At 72.6% G+C, this 18,462-nt stretch carries 14 protein-coding genes; 9 read left to right on the top strand and 5 right to left on the bottom strand.

Going from position 1 to position 18,462, the window contains the following annotated elements:
* Positions 1-104 precede the first annotated feature (104 nt).
* Positions 105-845, top strand: coding sequence for a maleate cis-trans isomerase family protein (locus IE330_RS32945; protein WP_190139847.1), 741 nt, complete (start codon positions 105-107; stop codon positions 843-845).
* Positions 846-1,073: 228 nt separating this feature from the next.
* On the opposite strand, the gene IE330_RS32940 is transcribed toward IE330_RS32945, so the two are convergent.
* On the bottom strand, positions 1,074-1,559 hold the full coding sequence (locus IE330_RS32940; RefSeq protein ID WP_190139846.1) for a ribose-5-phosphate isomerase: 486 nt from the start codon (positions 1,557-1,559) through the stop codon (positions 1,074-1,076).
* Between the two features lie 229 nt (positions 1,560-1,788).
* On the opposite strand from IE330_RS32940, the gene IE330_RS32935 reads away from it, so the two are divergent.
* Positions 1,789-3,234: an amino acid permease gene (locus tag IE330_RS32935; RefSeq protein WP_190139845.1), complete on the top strand. Its 1,446-nt coding sequence runs from the start codon at positions 1,789-1,791 to the stop codon at positions 3,232-3,234.
* 154 nt (positions 3,235-3,388) lie between these two features.
* On the top strand, positions 3,389-4,771 hold the full coding sequence (locus tag IE330_RS32930) for an FAD-binding oxidoreductase (protein ID WP_373314789.1): 1,383 nt from the start codon (positions 3,389-3,391) through the stop codon (positions 4,769-4,771).
* Between the two features lie 92 nt (positions 4,772-4,863).
* Here IE330_RS32930 and IE330_RS32925 read toward each other — a convergent pair whose 3' ends face one another.
* Complete coding sequence (locus IE330_RS32925; RefSeq protein WP_190139844.1) at positions 4,864-5,448, bottom strand: biotin transporter BioY; 585 nt, start codon at positions 5,446-5,448, stop codon at positions 4,864-4,866.
* 518 nt (positions 5,449-5,966) lie between these two features.
* On the opposite strand from IE330_RS32925, the gene IE330_RS32920 reads away from it, so the two are divergent.
* From IE330_RS32920 to IE330_RS32905, 4 genes are all read left to right on the top strand, one after another.
* On the top strand, positions 5,967-7,274 hold the full coding sequence (locus IE330_RS32920) for an amino acid permease (RefSeq protein ID WP_229926095.1): 1,308 nt from the start codon (positions 5,967-5,969) through the stop codon (positions 7,272-7,274).
* A 273-nt stretch (positions 7,275-7,547) separates the two neighbouring features.
* Positions 7,548-8,972 (top strand): amino acid permease, encoded by a 1,425-nt coding sequence (locus tag IE330_RS32915; protein ID WP_190139843.1) that lies wholly within the window; start codon positions 7,548-7,550, stop codon positions 8,970-8,972.
* A 415-nt stretch (positions 8,973-9,387) separates the two neighbouring features.
* Positions 9,388-10,038, top strand: a complete 651-nt coding sequence (locus IE330_RS32910) for a superoxide dismutase (RefSeq protein ID WP_190139842.1) — start codon at positions 9,388-9,390, stop codon at positions 10,036-10,038.
* 148 nt (positions 10,039-10,186) lie between these two features.
* The gene (locus IE330_RS32905) at positions 10,187-10,396 is read left to right on the top strand and encodes a hypothetical protein (RefSeq protein ID WP_190139841.1); all 210 of its coding nucleotides are present in this window, start codon (positions 10,187-10,189) and stop codon (positions 10,394-10,396) included.
* A 50-nt stretch (positions 10,397-10,446) separates the two neighbouring features.
* Here IE330_RS32905 and IE330_RS32900 read toward each other — a convergent pair whose 3' ends face one another.
* A complete protein-coding gene (locus IE330_RS32900) occupies positions 10,447-11,097 on the bottom strand; it encodes a mycothiol-dependent nitroreductase Rv2466c family protein (protein ID WP_190139840.1) in 651 nt (216 codons plus the stop codon).
* Positions 11,098-11,293: 196 nt separating this feature from the next.
* Here IE330_RS32900 and pepN point away from each other — a divergent pair, with 196 nt between their 5' ends.
* Together pepN and IE330_RS32890 are read left to right on the top strand one after the other, a co-directional pair.
* Complete coding sequence (gene pepN, locus IE330_RS32895) at positions 11,294-13,897, top strand: aminopeptidase N (RefSeq protein ID WP_190139839.1); 2,604 nt, start codon at positions 11,294-11,296, stop codon at positions 13,895-13,897.
* 183 nt (positions 13,898-14,080) lie between these two features.
* Positions 14,081-15,178 (top strand): hypothetical protein, encoded by a 1,098-nt coding sequence (locus IE330_RS32890; RefSeq protein ID WP_190139838.1) that lies wholly within the window; start codon positions 14,081-14,083, stop codon positions 15,176-15,178.
* A 168-nt stretch (positions 15,179-15,346) separates the two neighbouring features.
* Here the strand turns inward: IE330_RS32890 and IE330_RS32885 are convergent, their stop codons facing one another.
* A complete protein-coding gene (locus IE330_RS32885; protein ID WP_190139837.1) occupies positions 15,347-16,597 on the bottom strand; it encodes a serine hydrolase domain-containing protein in 1,251 nt (416 codons plus the stop codon).
* 279 nt (positions 16,598-16,876) lie between these two features.
* Positions 16,877-18,462, bottom strand: a 1,586-nt coding sequence (locus IE330_RS32880) for a TIGR03767 family metallophosphoesterase (RefSeq protein ID WP_190139836.1), incomplete at its 5' end; no start/stop codon positions are given.

Here is an 18,462-nt window from a genome sequence, read left to right as displayed (position 1 = left end):
CCGGCGGCGGACGTGTCGCCGCCCGCCTCGCCGGCGCCGGAGGCCCTGCCCGACCCGCCCGCGGGGCCCGGAACCGCGGGCCCCGCCCCAGAAGGAGGCTGGACTTGACCGCACTCGGATTCCTCTACCCGGGGCACTCCGCCGAGGACGACTACCCGCGCATCGAGCAGCTCCTGGGCTCCGACGTCCGCCTCCAGGTCGTCCACACCGACATCGGCGAGGACGCGCACCGCGTCGACGCGCTCCTGGAGACGGGGTCGCCGGCGCGGCTGGCCGCCGGGGTGGAGGAGCTGCGGCTGACCGGGGCGGAGGCCGTGGTGTGGGCGTGCACCAGCGGCAGCTTCGTCTTCGGCTGGGAGGGCGCGCACGACCAGGTGCGCGCCCTGGCGCGGGCCGCGGGGCTGCCCGCCTCCTCCACGTCCTTCGCCTTCGCGCACGCGGTACGGGAGCTGGGCGCGACGCGGGTGGCCGTCGCGGCGACGTACCCCGAGGAGGTCGCCGCCCACTTCTCCGCCTTCCTCGCGGCCGCGGGCCTCGACGTCGTGTCCGCGCGCTCCAGCGGCGTCGCCACCGCCGCGGAGGCCGGCACCTGGGGGCGCGAGGAGGTGCTGGCCCTCGCCCGGGCGGGGGACCATCCTGCGGCGCAGGCGGTGCTGCTGCCGGACACGGCGCTGCACACCGCCGCGTACGTCCAGGACCTGGAGGCCGCCCTCGGCAAGCCGGTCCTCACCGCCAACCAGGTCACCGTCTGGGAGGCCCTCCGCCTCACCACCCGCCGCCTCAACGCCCCCGCCCTGGGCGCCCTCTTCACCAAGGAGCCCTTGGTCCAGGCCCCGGCGACGTAAGCGCTCCCTGCCGGGGGCTCCCCAATCCCGCCCCTTCCCGAAACCAGGGGGCTCCGCCCCCCGGACCCCCGAAATCGCGCTGACGCGCTCGTCCTCAAACGCCGGACGGGCTATCCCCTAGCCCGTCCGGCGCTTGAGGACGAGGCGCGGAGCGCCGAAAAAAGCGGGGTCCAGGGGCGGCAGCCCCTGGTTTCGGGAAAGGGGCGGGACTGGGGCGCCCCGCGTGGGTCAGGGCTGCGGGTGGTGCGGGGGGATCGGGGGGAGCTCTCCCGAGGTCTCGTAGCGCGCCAGCATCTTGATGCGGCGGGTGTGCCGCTCGTCACCGGAGTACGGCGTCGCCAGGAAGATCTCCACGAACTTCGTGGCCTCGTCCACGGTGTGCATCCGCCCGCCGATGGAGAGCACGTTCGCGTCGTTGTGCTCGCGCCCGAGCGCCGCCGTCTGCTCGCTCCAGGCGAGCGCCGCGCGCACGCCCTTCACCTTGTTCGCGGCGATCTGCTCCCCGTTGCCGGAGCCGCCGATGACGATGCCGAGGGAGTCGGGGTCCGCGGCCGTCCGCTCCGCGGCGCGCAGGCAGAACGGCGGGTAGTCGTCCTGGGCGTCGTAGATGTGGGGCCCGCAGTCGACGGGCTCGTGGCCGTGGGCCGTGAGCCACTCGACGAGGTGGTTCTTGAGTTCGTAACCGGCATGATCGGAGCCGAGGTACACGCGCATGGGTCCGAGTGTGGCATGCGCGGTGGCGGGTAGCCGCCGTGGGGGCCGGGGCGCCCGCACCGATTGGTTCAGGCCAATCCGGGTCCACAGAAGGTGGCCGGTCATCGTCGGTAATCGGACGTTCACTCAGCATTCTCCGAAATACAACGATCCGGAGACGGGTCTTTCGCCCCGTACGCCCCTGAGCTTGAATGCGGAAGCTCATGCCCGTGAACCAAAGGATCTGCGTATGACCTCGCAACCGTCCCTTGCGAAGGAAGACAGCACCCCCGACGGGCCCGTGAAATCCCAGCCGGGGAGCGGGAACGGCGGCGGTGACGGTCTCCAGGCCGGTCTCAAGAACCGCCATCTGTCCATGATCGCCATCGGTGGCGTGATCGGTGCGGGTCTGTTCGTCGGCTCCTCGTCCGGAATCAAGGCCGCGGGCCCGGCGATCCTCGTGTCGTACGCCCTCGTCGGCACCATGGTCGTCCTCGTGATGCGGATGCTCGGCGAGATGGCCGCGGCCCGGCCGACCTCGGGCTCCTTCTCCGCCTACGCCGACCAGGCGCTCGGCCGCTGGGCCGGCTTCACCATCGGCTGGCTGTACTGGTTCTTCTGGGTCGTGGTGCTCGCGGTGGAGGCCACCGCCGGTGCCGTGATCCTGGAGGGCTGGATACCGGCGATCCCGCAGTGGGGCTGGGCCCTCATCGTGATGGTGGTGCTCACCGCGACGAACCTCGTCTCGGTCGGCTCGTACGGCGAGTTCGAGTTCTGGTTCGCCGGGATCAAGGTCCTGGCGATCGGCGCCTTCGTCGTGATCGGCATGCTCGCGGTGTTCGGCCTGCTGCCGGGCTCCGACAACCCCGGCAAGGGCTTCGCGCACCTCACGGACGCGGGCGGCTTCATGCCGGAGGGCGCGGGCGCCATCCTCACCGGCGTCCTGATGGTGGTCTTCTCCTTCATGGGCTCGGAGATCGTCACGCTCGCCGCCGGTGAGTCCGAGGACCCGCAGCGCGCCGTCACCAAGGCCACCAACAGCGTCATCTGGCGCATCGGCGTCTTCTACCTGGGCTCGATCTTCGTGGTCGTGACGCTGCTGCCCTGGAACGACCCGTCCATCGCCAAGGACGGCTCGTACGTCGCCGCGCTGAACTCGATCGGCATTCCGCACGCCGGTCAGGTGATGAACGTGATCGTGCTCACCGCGGTGCTCTCCTGCCTGAACTCCGGCCTCTACACCGCCTCCCGCATGGCCTTCTCCCTCGGCCAGCGCGGGGACGCGCCGAAGGCCTTCGCGCGCACCGACTCCAACGGCGTGCCGCGCACGGCGATCCTCGGCTCGGTCGTCTTCGGCTTCGCCGCCGTCTGGTTCAACTACCAGTGGCCGGACACCGTCTTCGACTTCCTGCTCAACTCGTCCGGCGCGGTCGCGCTGTTCGTGTGGCTCGTCATCTGCTTCACGCAGTTGAGGATGCGCGGGATCATCCTGCGCGAGGAGCCGGAGAAGCTCGTCGTCAAGATGTGGCTCTTCCCGTACCTGACCTGGGTCACCATCGGCATGATCTCGTTCGTGATCGTCTACATGCTGTACGACGACGCCGGGCGCAAGCAGATGGTGCTCTCGCTCCTCGTCGGCGCGCTGGTGCTCGGCTTCTCCCTGGTCCGCGAGAAGGTCCGGCCCCGCCAGGCCTGAGCCCCCGCCCGGGCCCGGCCCCCGCCCTCGACGGGCACCCCCACAGGCGCCGTCGGCGTTTCGCGCACCCCGCGAAAAGCTGACGGCGCCTGTCAGGTTTTCCCGGCAGAGTGCGTCCCGTCAGCAAGATCGGCACGCACGACGGAGGCACCCCGTGAAACCCGTGGACACCACCGACTTCACCGCGCGGCGACGCGTCTTCCGGCCCGGCGAGGACGGCTACGACGACGAGATCGCCGGATTCCAGACCGGTTTCGCCCAGCGGCCGGAGATCGTGTTCGCGGCGGCGGACACCGACGACGTCGTGGCCGCCGTCCGGTACGCGGCCGGGGCCGGTCTGCCCGTCGGCGTCCAGGCCACCGGGCACGGCCTGCCGGACGCCTCCCGGGGCGGCGTCCTGATCACCACGCGCCGGATGGACTCCGTACGGATCGACGCCGCGGCCCGGACCGCGCGGATCGGCGCGGGCACCCGCTGGGGACAGGTCGTCGCGGCCGCCGCGGAGCACGGCCTCGCCCCGCTCAACGGCTCGGCGCCGGGCGTCGGCGCGGTGTCGTACACGCTGGGCGGCGGCCTCGGCATCCTCGCCCGGGAGTTCGGCTACACGGCCGACCACGTGCGGTCGCTCGACGTGGTCACCGCCGACGGGCAGCCGCGGCACGTCACGGCGGCCGGCGACCCGGAGCTGTTCTGGGGCCTGCTCGGCGGCGGCGCCAACCTCGGCGTGGTGACCGCGCTGGAGGTCGGCCTGGTGCCGGTGACGCGGCTGTACGGCGGGGCGCTCACCTTCGACGGCCGCGAGGTCGACCCGGCGGCGGTCCTGCGCGCCTACACCGCCTGGACCGCGACCGTGCCCGACGAGGTGACCTCCTCCGTGGCGGCCCTGGTCTACCCCGACCTGCCGCAGCTCCCGCCGCACCTGCGGGGGCGCTACCTGATTGCCGTACGCGTCGCCTTCACGGGCACGGCCGAGGAGGGGGAGCGGCTGGTGGCGCCGCTGCGCGCGATCGGGCCCGCCGTCTCGGACGAGCTGCGGGAGCTGCCGTACACCGAGAGCCACACCATCCACAGCGACCCGGACTTCCCGCACGCCTACTACGGCGACAACCGGATGCTCGCCGAGCTGGACCTGCCCGGCTTCGAGCGGCTGCTCGCGCTCACCGGGCCCGACGCCGGGCACATGCACGTCGTCCAGCTCAACCACCTGGGCGGCGCGCTCGCCCGCCCCGTCGGCAACACGGGCACCACCGGCAACGCCGGCAACACCGGCAACGCCGTGCCGCACCGGGACGCCGCCTGGCTGGTGCGCGTCCTGTCCCCCCTTCAGGGCACGGACCGCGCGGCCCTGCGGGAGTTCTACGCCCGGGCGCTGGAGCCGCTGGAGCCGGCCGCCCTGGGCCGGTCGCTGAACTTCGCCTTCGCCGGCGGGGACCGCCCCGAGGGGCTGTACGACGAACAGACGCGGAAGAGGCTCGCCGGGCTGAAGGCCACGTACGACCCGGCGAACCTCTTCAGGCGGAACTACCCCGTCGGCTGAGCCGCCCCGCGGCGGCCGTGCCGGCCGGCTCTCCCCGCCGGCCGGCTCGTGCCGCCGGGCAGCCTCTGCCGCCGGTCAGCCCTTGTCGCTGATCAGCCCTTGTCGCCGAGCAGCTTCCACGACAGCGGCAGCGCGCCCATGGCCAGCGCGGCCTTGAGGGCGTCGCCGAGCAGGAACGGGGTCAGGCCCGCCGCGACCGCCTCGGTCAGGGACATGCCGGTGGACGCGGCCAGGTACGGCACGCCGACCGCGTAGATGATCGCGGAGCCGAGGGCCATCGTCCCGGCCGTGCGCAGCACGTTGCGGTCGGCGCCGCGCCGGGCCAGGGAGCCCACCACGGCGGCGGCGAGCATCATGCCGAAGACGTAGCCGAGCGAGGGCGCCCCGAAGCCGGACTTGGCCTCGGCGAACCAGGGCATGCCCGCCATGCCGACCAGGGCGTACAGCGCGAGCGACAGGAAGCCGCGGCGCGTGCCGAGCGCCGTGCCGACCAGGAGCGCCGCGAAGGTCTGCCCCGTCACCGGCACCGGGGAGCCCGGCACGGGCACGGCGATCTGGGCGGCGAGCCCGGTGAGCGCGGCGCCGCCGAGCACGAGGGTGGCGTCCTTCAGACGGGAGGCGGGCAGCAGGTCGGCGAGGACCTGCCCGGAACGGGTGGGGACGACAGCGGTGCTCATGGGGACTCCGCGAGGTGAGGCGGGTGGCTGATGGGACACCGTGACGCTATCCCAGGGGCGCCCCCCGGATCAGCGGGGCGCGGCCACAAAGGGCTCGCGCCGGGGTTGGTGGGCTCCGCACAAAGTCCGGGCCTCACACGTCGCTCACACGTCGTTCCGCGTGATGCTCGTCACTGAGGTCAGCGGCGGCCAGGTCCCAGGTTGCCTCGGGGGTGACCGCCGGTGAGACTGTGGATTCCCACCAAACCCGACGGGGACGGTCCGAACCCGACCGGGGACGTTCCACCGGGACCCGACCGGGGATCTGCCATCGGGACCCGACCGGGGACCTTCCCACCGAACCCGACCGGGGACCGTCGTCCCCGGGATCCAGGAGAGCAAGGGCCGTGACCCACGACTCGTCGCCACCGCGCACCGCGGTGCCCGCAGCCGGTGGGCGTGCCGTCGACGGCGGGCCCGAGCCCCTGTCCGGGGCGCCCGAACCCCTCGGTGGCGGGCTCAAGCAGCGCCACCTGACCATGCTGGGGCTCGGCGGCGTGATCGGGGCCGGGCTGTTCGTCGGCTCGGGCGCCGGGATCGCGGTCGCGGGCCCCGGCATCGTCCTGTCGTACCTGATCGCGGGCGCCCTCGCGATGTGCGTGATGCGGATGCTCGGCGAGATGTCGGCGGCCATGCCGGCGTCGGGGTCGTTCTCCGTGCACGCCGAGCGGGCGCTCGGCCGGTGGGCCGGGTTCTCCGTGGGCTGGCTGTACTGGTTCCTGCTGGTCGTCGTGCTCGCCGTGGAGGCGACCGGCGCGGCGGCGATCGCGCACGCGTGGGCGCCCGGGGTGCCGCAGTGGTGCTGGGTGCTCGTCTTCATGCTCTTCTTCACCGGCGCCAACCTGGTGGCGGTGAAGAACTTCGGCGAGTTCGAGTTCTGGTTCGCGGCCCTGAAGGTCTGCGCCATCGTCGCGTTCCTCGTCCTGGGGCTGCTGGCGATCTTCGGGGTGCTGCCGGACACCGACCCGGTCGGCCTGTCCCACCTCACCGGCGCGGGCGGCTTCCTGCCGCTCGGCTGGGACGGCGTCGTCTCCGGCGTCGTGGTGGTCCTGTTCGCCTTCGGCGGCCTGGAGATCGTCACGATCGCCGCCGCCGAGTCGGACGACCCGGTGCGGTCGGTGGCCCGCGCGGTGCGCAGCGCCGTGTACCGCATCCTCTTCTTCTACGTGGGCTCGATGCTGGTCATCGTGACGGTGCTGCCGTGGACCGCGCAGCGGGCGGGGTTCAGTCCGTATGTGAAGGTGCTGGACTCCATCGGCGTCCCGTCCGCCGGGACGCTCATGAACATCGTGGTGTTCGTGGCGCTCCTGTCGTCCCTGAACGCCAACCTGTACGGGGCCTCGCGCATGGTGTTCTCGCTCGCCGAGCGCGGCGAGGCGCCCAAGGGCCTGCTGGCGGTGTCCGGAGGCGGGGTGCCGCGCCGCGCGGTGCTCGCCTCCGTGGCCTTCGGCTTCGTCTCGGTGCTGCTCAACCTGAAGTGGCCCGAGTCGGTGTTCCTCTACATGCTCAACTCGGTCGGCGCGGCGCTCCTCTTCGTCTGGGCGCTGATCGCCGTCTCGCAGTTGCGGCTGCGCCGCCGCATCGAGCGCGAGGCGCCGGAGCGGCTCACCCTGCGCATGTGGTTCTTCCCCTGGCTGACCTGGGCGGCGCTGGCCGCGATGGGCGTGGTGTTCGCGCTGATGCTCCGGGACGACGGGGCGCGCCCGCAGCTCCTGTGGTCGGCGGGGGCCACGGCGACGGTGATCGCGGTGGCGCTGCTGCGGGAGTGGCGGACGCGCCGGGCGTAGCGCCCGCGTCACCGCGCGGTTTCCGTGTCGGCCGCCACCCGCCGGCGGTCGGCCGCGTCGGTACAGCGGGCGCCGCCACCCGAGCAAATGTGATCGCGATGTGAAGACGTCTTCACCTTGTGTGAGCGTCGTGTCCGTATACCGGTCACCTGTTCCCTGTGAGCGGTGCCAGTGCTCAGACTGTGGGCCCACTTCCCCCCTGCGGTTCCCGCGCGGTTCCACCCTCCCCCCACCGCCCCCCCCGCCGTATCCCGCTACCGAACAGGGACGCCCATGTCTCAGACGTCCGTGAAAGACGCCCCACCCGAGTCCGGAGCGCCGCTCGGGCACGGCCTCAAGCAGCGTCATCTGTCGATGATCGCCCTCGGCGGCGTGATCGGCGCCGGGCTCTTCGTGGGCTCCGGGAAGGCCATCGCCGCGGCGGGCCCCTCGATCATCCTCGCCTACACCCTGTCCGGCGCCCTGGTCATGCTCGTCATGCGCATGCTGGGCGAGATGGCCGCGGCCTACCCCTCCTCCGGCTCCTTCTCCGTGCACGCCGACCGGGCCCTCGGCTCGTGGGCCGGGTTCACGGCGGGCTGGTCCTTCTGGTTCCTGCTGTGCGTGGCCGTCGGCCTGGAGGGCATCGGCGCCGCGCAGATCGTGCACGGCTGGGTGCCGGGCGTGCCCGAGTGGGCCTGGGTCGCCCTGTTCATGCTGGTGTTCTGCGGCACGAACCTCGCCGCGGTGAAGAACTTCGGCGAGTTCGAGTTCTGGTTCGCCGCCCTGAAGATCACCGCGATCGTGCTCTTCCTCGGCATCTCCGTCCTCGCCATCCTGGGCCTGCTCCCGGACACCGAGGCCCCGGGCATGTCCAACCTCACCGGGCACGGCGGGTTCATGCCCAACGGCGTGGACGGCCTCATCGTCGGCCTGCTCGCCTCGGTCTTCGCGTACGGCGGCCTGGAGACGGTCACCATCGCGGCGGCCGAGTCCGAGCACCCCGTCCAGGGCGTGGCCAAGGCCGTGCGCACCGCGATGTGGCGGATCGCCGTCTTCTACATCGGCTCCATGGCCGTCGTGGTGACGCTGCTGCCCTGGACCGCCGAGGAGGTCGCCGCCAAGGGCCCGTACGTCGCCACGCTCGACCACATCGGCATCGACGGCGCCGGCCAGATCATGAACGTCGTCATCCTCATCGCCCTGCTCTCCGCGATGAACGCCAACATCTACGGTGCCTCGCGCATGGCCAACTCCCTGGTGCAACGCGGCCAGGGCCCGAAGGTGCTCGGCCGGCTGTACCACGGCGTGCCGCGCATCGCGGTCCTGACCTCCTCCGCCTTCGGGTTCGTGTGCGTGCTGCTCAGCTACTGGCGCCCCGACGACATCTTCCAGTGGCTGCTCAACACGATCGGCGCGATCATCCTCGTCGTCTGGTTCTTCATCGCCGCCGCCCAGTTGCGGCTGCGCACCAAGCTGGAGCGCGAGGCGCCGGAGAAGCTCGTGGTGAAGATGTGGCTCTTCCCCTGGCTGACGTACGTGGCGCTGGCCGGGATGGCCGCGGTGTTCGTCCTGATGCTCCGCGAGGACGAGACCCGTACGCAGCTCGCCTACACCGGCGCCCTGACGCTGATCCTCATGATCGTCGGCTTCGTACGGCAGAGGACGGGGGCGGGCAACGGGACCGCCGCCGCCGAGGAGACGGCGCCGCGCGTCTGATCCGAGTGCGTACGGCCCGAGTCCGCACAGTCCGATTCCGTACGGTCGGATCCGTACGGCCGGATCCGTACGGCCGGATCCGTACGGCCGAGTCGAGAACTGGACACCCGGCACCGAGCGACGAGCGCGCAGCGCTCAGCACTCAGCCCTGAAGGCCCGGTCCGCGCCCACCGCGCGGACCGGGCCTTCGTCGCGCGGGCCGGGCCTTCGTCGTGCGGACCGGGACTCCGTCGGGCGGCCGCCGGTCCGCCCGCGCCCCTCCGGTGGTTCTCCCGGCCTAGGACGAAGGGCTGATCAACTTCTCCGGTCTGCTGCTGCTAGCCTGCACTTGCACATAGGTCGCAATAAGAGGTGTGCCGCGGCACCGGGCGATACGGCACGGCTTCCCGCGGGGCACGGTCGGAGGGTTTCACTGATGGCCATTTACACGCTCCCTGAGCTTCCGTACGACTACGCGGCGCTGGAGCCGGTGATCAACCCGCAGATCATCGAGCTGCACCACGACAAGCACCACGCCGCGTACGTGAAGGGCGCGAACGACACCCTGGAGCAGTTGGAGGAGGCGCGCGACAAGGAGTCGTGGGGCGCCATCAACGGCCTGGAGAAGAACCTGGCCTTCCACCTCTCCGGGCACATCCTGCACAGCATCTACTGGCACAACATGAACAGCCCGAAGGACGGTGGCGGCGGCGAGCCGACGCACGCCGACGGCGTGGGCGAGCTGGCGGACGCCATCACCGAGTCCTTCGGCTCGTTCGCCAAGTTCAAGGCCCAGCTCACCAAGGCCTCGGCGACCACGCAGGGCTCCGGCTGGGGCGTGCTCGCCTACGAGCCGCTCAGCGGCCGCCTCATCGTCGAGCAGGTCTACGACCACCAGGGCAACGTCGGCCAGGGCTCCACGCCGATCCTGGTCTTCGACGCCTGGGAGCACGCCTTCTACCTGCAGTACAAGAACCAGAAGGTGGACTTCATCGAGGCCATGTGGCAGGTCGTCAACTGGCAGGACGTGGCCAAGCGCTACGAGGCCGCCAAGCAGCGCGTGAACAGCCTGCTGCTCGCCCCGTGACACCTGGGCGCCGCCCCTGAGGAACGTCCCGCCTCGTGATCGTCTTCTCACCTTTCACGCGGGCGGGCGGATGGAGGAAAGGCCCCTCGCGAGGACGTGACTCGCGAGGGGCCTTTCGGTATGCGCCGTTCCGGCCGAAGGTACTCGCATGACGACGGACGAGTACTGCTGGACGTGCGACGCGGACGAACCCCACCGGAAGCTGGAGGGGCCCGAGCAGCGCTGGCTCAAGAACCGCCTGGGCCGCGCGGCGGTGAACGAGTTCCTGGTGTGCCTCGCCCCCGGCTGCCGCAACCTGCGCACCGGCTCCAACAAGCGGCCCTTCCCCGAGCCCATCAGGCTCCCGGTCCTCGACTGAGGCCGCCGGCCGGGGAGCGTCGGCCGGGGCCGTCATCCGACGGGTCGGGGTCAGTCGAAGACCGGCCCCTGGGTCCGCGTGCGCTTGATCTCGTAGAAGCCCGGCGTCGACGCCACGAGCAGCGTGCCGTCCCACAGGCGGGCCGCGGCCTCGCCCTTGGGGGCCGGGGTGACCACCGGACCGAAGAAGGCGATCTGCTCGCCGTCGGCGCCCGGCACGGCGATGACGGGCGTGCCGACGTCCTGGCCCACCTTGTCGATGCCCTCCTGGTGCGAGGCGCGCAGCTCGGCCTCGTACGGCGTGGAGTCCCAGTGGTCCAGGAGGGTCTCGGGCAGGCCGACCTCCTTCAGGGCGCCGGCGACGGCCTCCTTGGTGGGGCCCTCGCCCCGGTTGTGGAAGCGGGTGCCGAGCGCGGTGTAGAGGCGGCCGAGCACCTCGGCGCCGTGCTCCTGCTGCGCGGCGATGACCACGCGCACCGGGCCCCAGGCCGAGGTGCGGAGCATCTCGCGGTACTCCTCGGGCAGCTCGTCGAGCTTGTTCTCGTTGAGGACGGCGAGGCTCATCAGGTGCCAGCGGACCTCGATGTCGCGGACCTTCTCCACCTCCAGGACCCAGCGGGAGGTCATCCAGGCCCAGGGGCACAGCGGGTCGAACCAGAAGTCGACGGGGGTCTTGCCGTCCGCGGTCGTCGCGGAGGACACGGGGGTCGCGGAAGGCACAGGGGTCGCAGGGGTCGCCGGGGTCTCGGACATGTCTCTCCCTAGGGAATGTGTTCGGAGCCTGGCCAGGGCAACGTCGGGGACGCGGCGGGGCATTCCCTGATGTCCGCCGACCGGGGCACATGCGAGGATCAGAGGCATTCCGACGAGTCATGCGAGCCACAAGGGAGTGCCGCCCGTGCCCGGTGAGAATCTGACCCGCGACGAGGCCCAGGAGCGAGCCGCGCTGTTGTCCGTCGACGGGTACGAGGTCTTCCTCGACCTGCGCTCGGCGATCGGCGACGGCGACGGCGACGCGAGCCGGCAAGGCGACGCCGGGCCGCGCACGTTCCGCTCGGTGACCACGATCCGCTTCCGCTGCGCCGAGCCGGGCGCGGCGAGCTTCGCGGACCTGGTCGCGCCGAGCGTCACGGCCGTGTCGCTGAACGGCAAGGACCTCGACCCGTCCGAGGTGTTCGACGGCACCCGCATCGCGCTGGAGGACCTGCGCGAGGAGAACGAGCTGGTGGTGGACGCCCAGTGCGCCTACAGCCGCACGGGCGAGGGCATGCACCGCTTCGTCGACCCGGAGGACGGCGAGGTCTATCTGTACACGCAGTACGAGCCCGCGGACTCGCGCCGCGTCTTCGCCAACTTCGAGCAGCCCGACTTGAAGGCCCCCTTCCGCTTCTCCGCCCGGGCCCCCGAGGGCTGGACGGTGTGGAGCAACGGGGTGGGAGAGGAGACCGACGGCGTCTGGCGGTTCGCGGAGACCAAGCCGATCTCGACGTACATCACCGCGGTCGTCGCGGGCCCGTACCACTACGTGACCGACTCCTACGAGCGCGTCCTTGAGGACGGCACCCGCCTGGAGATCCCCCTCGGCGCGATGTGCCGCAAGGGCCTCGCCAAGCACTTCGACGCGGACGACGTCTTCCTGGTCACCAAGCAGGGCCTGGACTTCTTCCACGACCACTTCGACTACCCGTACCCCTTCGGGAAGTACGACCAGGCCTTCGTGCCGGAGTACAACCTCGGCGCGATGGAGAACCCGGGCTGCGTGACCTTCCGCGAGGAGTTCATCTTCCGCGGCAAGGTGACCCAGGCGTCGTACGAGCGCCGGGCGAACGTCATCCTGCACGAGATGGCGCACATGTGGTTCGGCGACCTGGTCACCATGCGCTGGTGGGACGACCTGTGGCTCAAGGAGTCCTTCGCCGACTTCATGGGCTCCTTCTCGATGGTCGAGGCCACCCGCTTCACCAACGGCTGGATCACCTTCGCCAACAACCGCAAGGCGTGGGCCTACCGCGCCGACCAGCTCCCCTCCACGCACCCGGTCACGGCCGACATCCGCGACCTGGAGGACGCCAAGCTCAACTTCGACGGGATCACGTACGCCAAGGGTGCCTCGGTGCTCAAGCAGCTCGTGGCCTACGCGGGCCGGGACGCGTTCCTGGAGGGCGCCCGGCGCTACTTCAAGCGCCACGCGTACGGCAACACCCGCCTCGGTGACCTGCTCTCGGTCCTGGAGGAGACCAGCGGGCGCGACATGGCGGCCTGGTCGCGGGCCTGGCTGGAGACCGCGGGCGTCAACTCCCTGACGCCGCAGGTCCTGCTGAGCGCGGAGGGCCGCGTCACCGAGCTGGCCATCCTCCAGGAGGCGGCGGAGAGCCACCCGACGCTGCGCCCGCACCGGGTGGCGGTGGGGCTGTACCGCCGCTCGGACGCGGGCGACCTCGTGCGCTACGCCCGTGCCGAGGTGGACGTCGACGGGCCCCGCACCGTCGTCACCGAGCTGGTCGGCGCCGAGGCGCCCGAGCTGGTCCTCGTCAACGACGACGACCTCACGTACTGCAAGATCCGCTTCGACGAGACCTCCCTGGCCACGCTGCGCGGGCACCTCGGCGACCTCACCGACCCGCTCGCCCGGGCCCTGTGCTGGTCGGCGCTGTGGAACCTCACGCGGGACGGGCTCATGCCCGCGCGGGACTTCATCGACCTCGTGCTGCGGTTCGCCGGGCGCGAGACCGACATCGGCGTGCTCCAGATGCTGCACGCCTGGGCCGGCAGCGCCCGCACGCACTACGCCGCGCCCGCCTGGCGCGCGGAGGGCGGGCGGCTGCTCGCCGACGAGGCCCTGCGGGAGCTGCGCATCGCCGCACCGGGCAGCCAGCACCAGCTCACGTGGGCGCGGTTCTTCGCCTCCGTCGCCTCCTCGGAGGCCGACCTCCAGTTGCTCCAGGGCCTCCTGGAGGGCACCGCGAAGATCGACGGCCTGGAGGTGGACCAGGAGCTGCGCTGGGCGTTCCTGCTGCCGCTCGCGGTGCACGGCGCGGCGGACGAGCAGGTCCTCGCGGCCGAGCTGGCCCGGGACGACACGGCCTCCGGCAAGCGCCACCAGGTCCGCTGCCTGGCCGCGCGCCCCTCGGCGGCGGTCAAGGCGCAGGCCTGGGCCTCCGTGGTGGAGTCGGACGCGCTGTCCAACGCCCTGGTGGAGGCGACCATCGCGGGGTTCGCGCAGCCCTCGCAGCGGGAGCTGACCGCCGCGTACGCCCCGAAGTACTTCGAGGCCATCGAGCGGGTCTGGGCCGAGCGGTCCATCCAGATCGGCATGGACGTGGTGCGGGGGCTGTTCCCGCACCTCCAGGACAGCCCGGAGACGCTGGCCGCCGCCGACGCGTGGCTCGCCGCCCACGAGTCGGCCCCGCCGGCGCTGCGCCGCCTCGTCCTGGAGGCCCGCGACGACCTGGCCCGGGCCCTGCGGGCCCAGGCCTGCGACGCGGGCTCGCCCCAGGCCTGACGGGGGCCGGGGCCGGAGCACCCCCGGGCCGGAGGCGGGAGAAGCCTTCGGTCGGGGGTGCCCCCCGCGAACCGGGCCTTTTCGGAGTTCGAACTCCCGTACTTTAGGACGGGGTTGTCCGGTTTTGTCGACGAGCCTGTAACAGCGGTTAGGGCCCGGACCGGTGGCGGGAATGGCCCCGGCATGAACCACAACACCCCGCTCTCCCCCCGCCCGTTGCGCCACCTCGCCGACGTCCAGCGGCGCGTCATGAGCGCGGCCCAGCTCCGCGCGCACGGGGTCGGCGCCGCGGACGTCACCGCGCACTGCCGCGCCGGCGGCCCCTGGCAGCAGTTCCTGCCCGGCGTCTATCTGCTGCACCCGGGGCCGCCCACCAGCGAGGAGCGGCTGCACGGCGTGCTGCTCTACGCCGGGCGGCCCGCGGCCAAGGAGACCCGGTCCATCCCGGCGCAGCCCCGGCCGGGCGAGGCGCACACCGGCCCCGCCGCGTACGCGGACGCGCTGATCACCGGGCTCGCGGCGCTCGCCCTGCACCGCTTCACCGCCGCCCCGCCGCTGCTCTCCCTGGACCGCGTCGACGTCCTGGTGCCGCGCACCCGGCGGCTGCGCTCCACCGGCTGCGTCCGGCTCGTGCGCGCGGCCGCGCTGCCCACCCCGGAGCAGGTCGCGGGCCTGGCGGTGGCGACGGTGCCGCGCGCGCTCGCCGACGCGGTGGCGCAGCTCACCGACGCGGGCGCGGTGCGGCGGCTGCTCACCGAGGCGGTGCGCGACGGCCACTGCGAACCGGCCGCGCTGGTCGCGGAGCTGACCCGGGCCCGGCTCCTCGGCCGGCCGCACGTGGTGGGCGCCGTGGACTCGCTGCTCGCCGAGGGGCGCGCGATCGCCGAGGACCGGCTGCACGCGCTGGTGCGCGACCACGGGCTCCCGGACCCGCTGTGGAACGTCGACCTGCGCCTGCCGGGCGGGCCGCCCCTGGGCGGTGTCGACGCGTACTGGCCCGAGCAGGCGGTGGCGGTGGAGCTGGACACGCGGGCACCGCGGCACGGCTCCCGGCCCGGCCCGCGGCACGGCTTCCCGCAGGGGGCGCAGGAGGACGACGAGCAGTGGTCCGCGTACGCCCGCAAGCGCGAGCACCTGGAGCAGCTCGGCATCACCGTCGTACACATCACCCCGAAGAAGCTGCGCGACGCGGCGCACCAGCAGGCGGCGGTGGTCCGGACGGCCCTGATGGCGGCGACGGACCGGGAGCCCGCGGCGTACGTGGTCGTGCTGCCGAGATGAGCGCGGCGCCCCCGGGGCGGGGGCCGGATGTGCGGTGGCGCCGGGCGGGTCGAGCCCCGCCCGGCGCCCAGCCGCCCACCATCAGGCGTCAGCCCCCCCCCGCCATCAACCGTCAGGCCCCGGCCGCCCGCAGTCAGGCGCCAGGCATCAGGCGTCAGGCGTCAGGCGTCAGGTGGTGGGGCAGAACTCGGCGTCGAGGATCTTGTTTTTGCCGCGGATCCAGTCGCCGTTGAAGTTGTACGTGAGCGCGTGGCCGCCGTCGGGCGTGGTCACGGCCATGCTCAGGGAGCCGTGGATGCGGCCGCCGTGGCCCCACAGGACCGTGCCGCAGGGCAGTTCGAGCCGCATCAGGCCGAGGCCGTAGCGGTTGCCCGCCGCTTCCTCGCCGGTGGCCGGGACCGTCTTCTTCATCGCGGCGAGCTGTTCGTCCGGCAGCAGGGCACCGCGTAGCAGGGCCGTGTAGAAACGGTTCAGGTCCGCCGCGCTGGAGATCACCTCGCCCGACGCGCCCGCCAGGGACGGGTTGAACTCGGTGACGTCGTAGGTGGGGCCCGCGGAGCTGTCGGACAGCTTGGAGTACGCCCGTGAGCTGGGGCGAGGCAGCGTGGGGTCGGTGCCGGGGACCGAGGTGGCGCCCAGGTGCAGGGGGTCGATGACGCGGCGGCGGATCTCCTCGCCGTAGGGGCGTCCGGTGACCTTCTCGATGATCATCCCGGCGACGACGTAGTTGGTGTTGGAGTAGCCCCAGCCCGTGCCGGGGGCGAAGTCCGGCTCGTGGCGCATCGCGATCGCGACCAGGGAGCGCGGCGTCCAGGTGCGGTGGCGGTGCGCGAAGAACTCCGGGGTGGCGACCCGCCGCTCGAAGTGCGGGTCCTCGCTGAAGTCGTGGATGCCGCTGGTGTGGTTGAGGAGCCGGCGGACGCTGATCCGGTCGCCGTCGTGGCCGCTGCCCTCGACCACCCCGGGCAGCCACCTCCCGACCTTGTCGTCCAGGTCGAGCCGGCCCTCCGCCTCCAGTTGGAGCAGCACGGTGGCCACGAACGTCTTGGTGATGCTGGCCGCGCGGAAGCGGTCGTGCTCGCCGCGCGGGGTCCGCCCGACGAGGTCGCCGACGCCCGCGGCGCCGCCCCAGGGGCCGCGGCCGTCCCACGCGTGGGCCGTCGCACCGGGGGCACCGGCGCGCACGGCCGCCTCCAGGACGGCCTGTGTCCGGTGGTGGCCGTGGTCCGTGGCGGGGTGGTGCGCCCGGTCCGTGGCCGCGGTGACGGCGGTGGCGGCGAGGACGGCGCGGACGGCGGAGGCAGCGGGGGCGGCGGGGGCCGCGGGGGCCGCGGTCAGGGTCCCCGCCGTCACCGCGGCCGCGAGGGCCGCTCCCACGAGCCCCGTACGCGCCGGTGTGAGTCGTCCGGGCAGTGGCATGGGTGGTGTCCCTTCCTCGGGTCGTCGTCACGGTGTCCGTGCGCGGCGCGCGGCGGGACTCCGTCTCCGTACGGCAGAACTCCGCCGCCGGCGCACGGTCACGGCCGGCACCCGGCCCGAGGGGGACGACTGGCACGGGTGAACGCGTCGGGTGCCGCGGGACCCGGCGCCGTACACCCGGTCGACGATCCCTGCGGGAGCACTTCGACCCTGTTCCAGCCCGTGTTCCAGCCCTTGTTCCAGTGCTGGTTCGTTCCAGCGCTACTTCCAGCCCGTGCTTCAGCCCTTGCGGAGGACGAGTTCCGTGTTGCGGTCGCCCGGGGTGCCGCTGAGGGTGGATCTGGCGCCGGGGGCGTTGAGGGCCAGTTCGCGGTAGAGGGCGGCGAGACCGGTCTGGGAGAGGTCGGTGTGATCCGTGCGGTGCGGAGCCGCGGACTCGATGAGCGTGGTGAACAGCGACAGCGTCCCGTCGTGGTTGTCGGTCAGCTCGATGACGCGCGCGAGCTGGGGGAAGTCCACATGCGAGGCGGTGGACACCTCCCACAGGGTGCCGTGCGGGGTGATGGCGTTCTTGTGGCTGTGGCCGTTCACCCAGGCGAGCACGGAGCGGTGGCGGCGCAGCAGCGCCAGGACCTCGTCGCCGCCGTGCCGGGCCTCGTGCGGGTGGCGCGGGTCGGTCACCAGGTTGCGCATGCTGCGGCTGGTGTGGTGGCTGAAGACGATGACGTACGAGGCGTCGCCGCTCTTCTCGACCTGCCGCAGGGTGCGTTCCAGCCAGCGCAGTTGGCCGGTGCCGAGCGAGCCCTCGTAGTGGCCGCCGGGGTCGGTGGTGTCCAGGCTGATGCCGAGGACGTCGTCGGAGATGCGAAAGGTGTAGTACTGCGTGCCGTCGGCCAGGTTCCGCCGGGTGTAGCCGTGGCCGACGGGTCCGGGGCCCTCGTGCGCGGGGTCGAGGTGGGCCCGGACGTACTCGGCGGGCGTGAAGGGGGCGCGGGCCTCGTCGGGGGTGACCGGCCGCATGCGGCGCGCCTCGGCCCGCAGTATCTCCTTGAAGTGGGCGCCCTTGGGGTCGCGGCCCTTCTTGACGGCCTTCCACAGGGCGGCGCCGCGGGCCGCGTCGAGCTCCATCAGCTTGCGCCCGCCGACGGCGAGGTCGGTGAAGAAGGAGTCACCGGGGGCGTAACAGCCGCCGGGCAGGGCGTCGTGGTTGCCGACGGTCGAGTACCAGGGCAGGTTCAGGCCGGGGCTGTTGACCTCGCGGATCGCGGCGTCCAGGAAGCCCGGCAGGTGGGGGAAGCCGTGCCCCTTGTCGGCGTCGCGCAGCGCGGCGTCGGGGTGCCAGTACAGCTTCAGGCCGCTGTTCTGCACGCCTTCGTAGTGGCGCGGGTCGCCGGAGTTGGGGGTGACGCGGCCGCCGCTCATCACGGTGAGGAACCAGTCGAGTTCGGTGCGGGAGTTGTTGTCCGTGTTGTCGCCCGTCGTCATCACGAAGTGCAGGGGCGCGCCGGTGGCGGGCGCGCCGCGCAGCGCGTTCACCCGCTCGACGAGCGCGACCGCACCGGGCACGGACAGGGCCTCCTGCGGGCGCCAGGCGCTGGCCGTCTGGGCGCGCAGGTACTCGTACCGCAGCGGGTGCTGGACGTCCACCAGGTGCAGGTCCGTGAACTGTACGAACGCGGTGAGCGCGGTGCGCCGCGCCTCCCTGCCCCGGTGCGCCGGGGCCAGCTCCGAGCGCACCACGCGGTCCCAGGCGGGGCCGTCGCCGAGGCGCCGGTAGCCGGAGGTGCCGCGGGGCGTGGCCACGGACCCGAGGGTGGTGCCCGCGCGGTAGGGGGCGAGGGGTGCGGCGGGCGCGAGGCGCGACC

It is taken from the genome of Streptomyces longispororuber, from assembly GCF_014656095.1.
Classification (GTDB): Bacteria; Actinomycetota; Actinomycetes; order Streptomycetales; family Streptomycetaceae; genus Streptomyces; species Streptomyces longispororuber.
This window is presented reverse-complemented; position numbering and strand designations above follow the sequence as displayed.

Excerpts from the sequence above, each read along its gene's own strand:
- IE330_RS32940 (WP_190139846.1), bottom strand. The coding sequence starts at position 1,559 with ATGCGCGTGTACCTCGGCTCCGATCATGCCGGTTACGAACTCAAGAAC.
- IE330_RS32935 (WP_190139845.1), top strand. The coding sequence starts at position 1,789 with ATGACCTCGCAACCGTCCCTTGCGAAGGAAGACAGCACCCCCGACGGG.
- IE330_RS32925 (WP_190139844.1), bottom strand. The coding sequence starts at position 5,448 with ATGAGCACCGCTGTCGTCCCCACCCGTTCCGGGCAGGTCCTCGCCGAC.
- IE330_RS32920 (WP_229926095.1), top strand. The coding sequence starts at position 5,967 with ATGCTGGGGCTCGGCGGCGTGATCGGGGCCGGGCTGTTCGTCGGCTCG.
- IE330_RS32915 (WP_190139843.1), top strand. The coding sequence starts at position 7,548 with ATGTCTCAGACGTCCGTGAAAGACGCCCCACCCGAGTCCGGAGCGCCG.
- IE330_RS32910 (WP_190139842.1), top strand. The coding sequence starts at position 9,388 with ATGGCCATTTACACGCTCCCTGAGCTTCCGTACGACTACGCGGCGCTG.
- IE330_RS32905 (WP_190139841.1), top strand. The coding sequence starts at position 10,187 with ATGACGACGGACGAGTACTGCTGGACGTGCGACGCGGACGAACCCCAC.
- IE330_RS32890 (WP_190139838.1), top strand. The coding sequence starts at position 14,081 with ATGAACCACAACACCCCGCTCTCCCCCCGCCCGTTGCGCCACCTCGCC.
- IE330_RS32885 (WP_190139837.1), bottom strand. The coding sequence starts at position 16,597 with ATGCCACTGCCCGGACGACTCACACCGGCGCGTACGGGGCTCGTGGGA.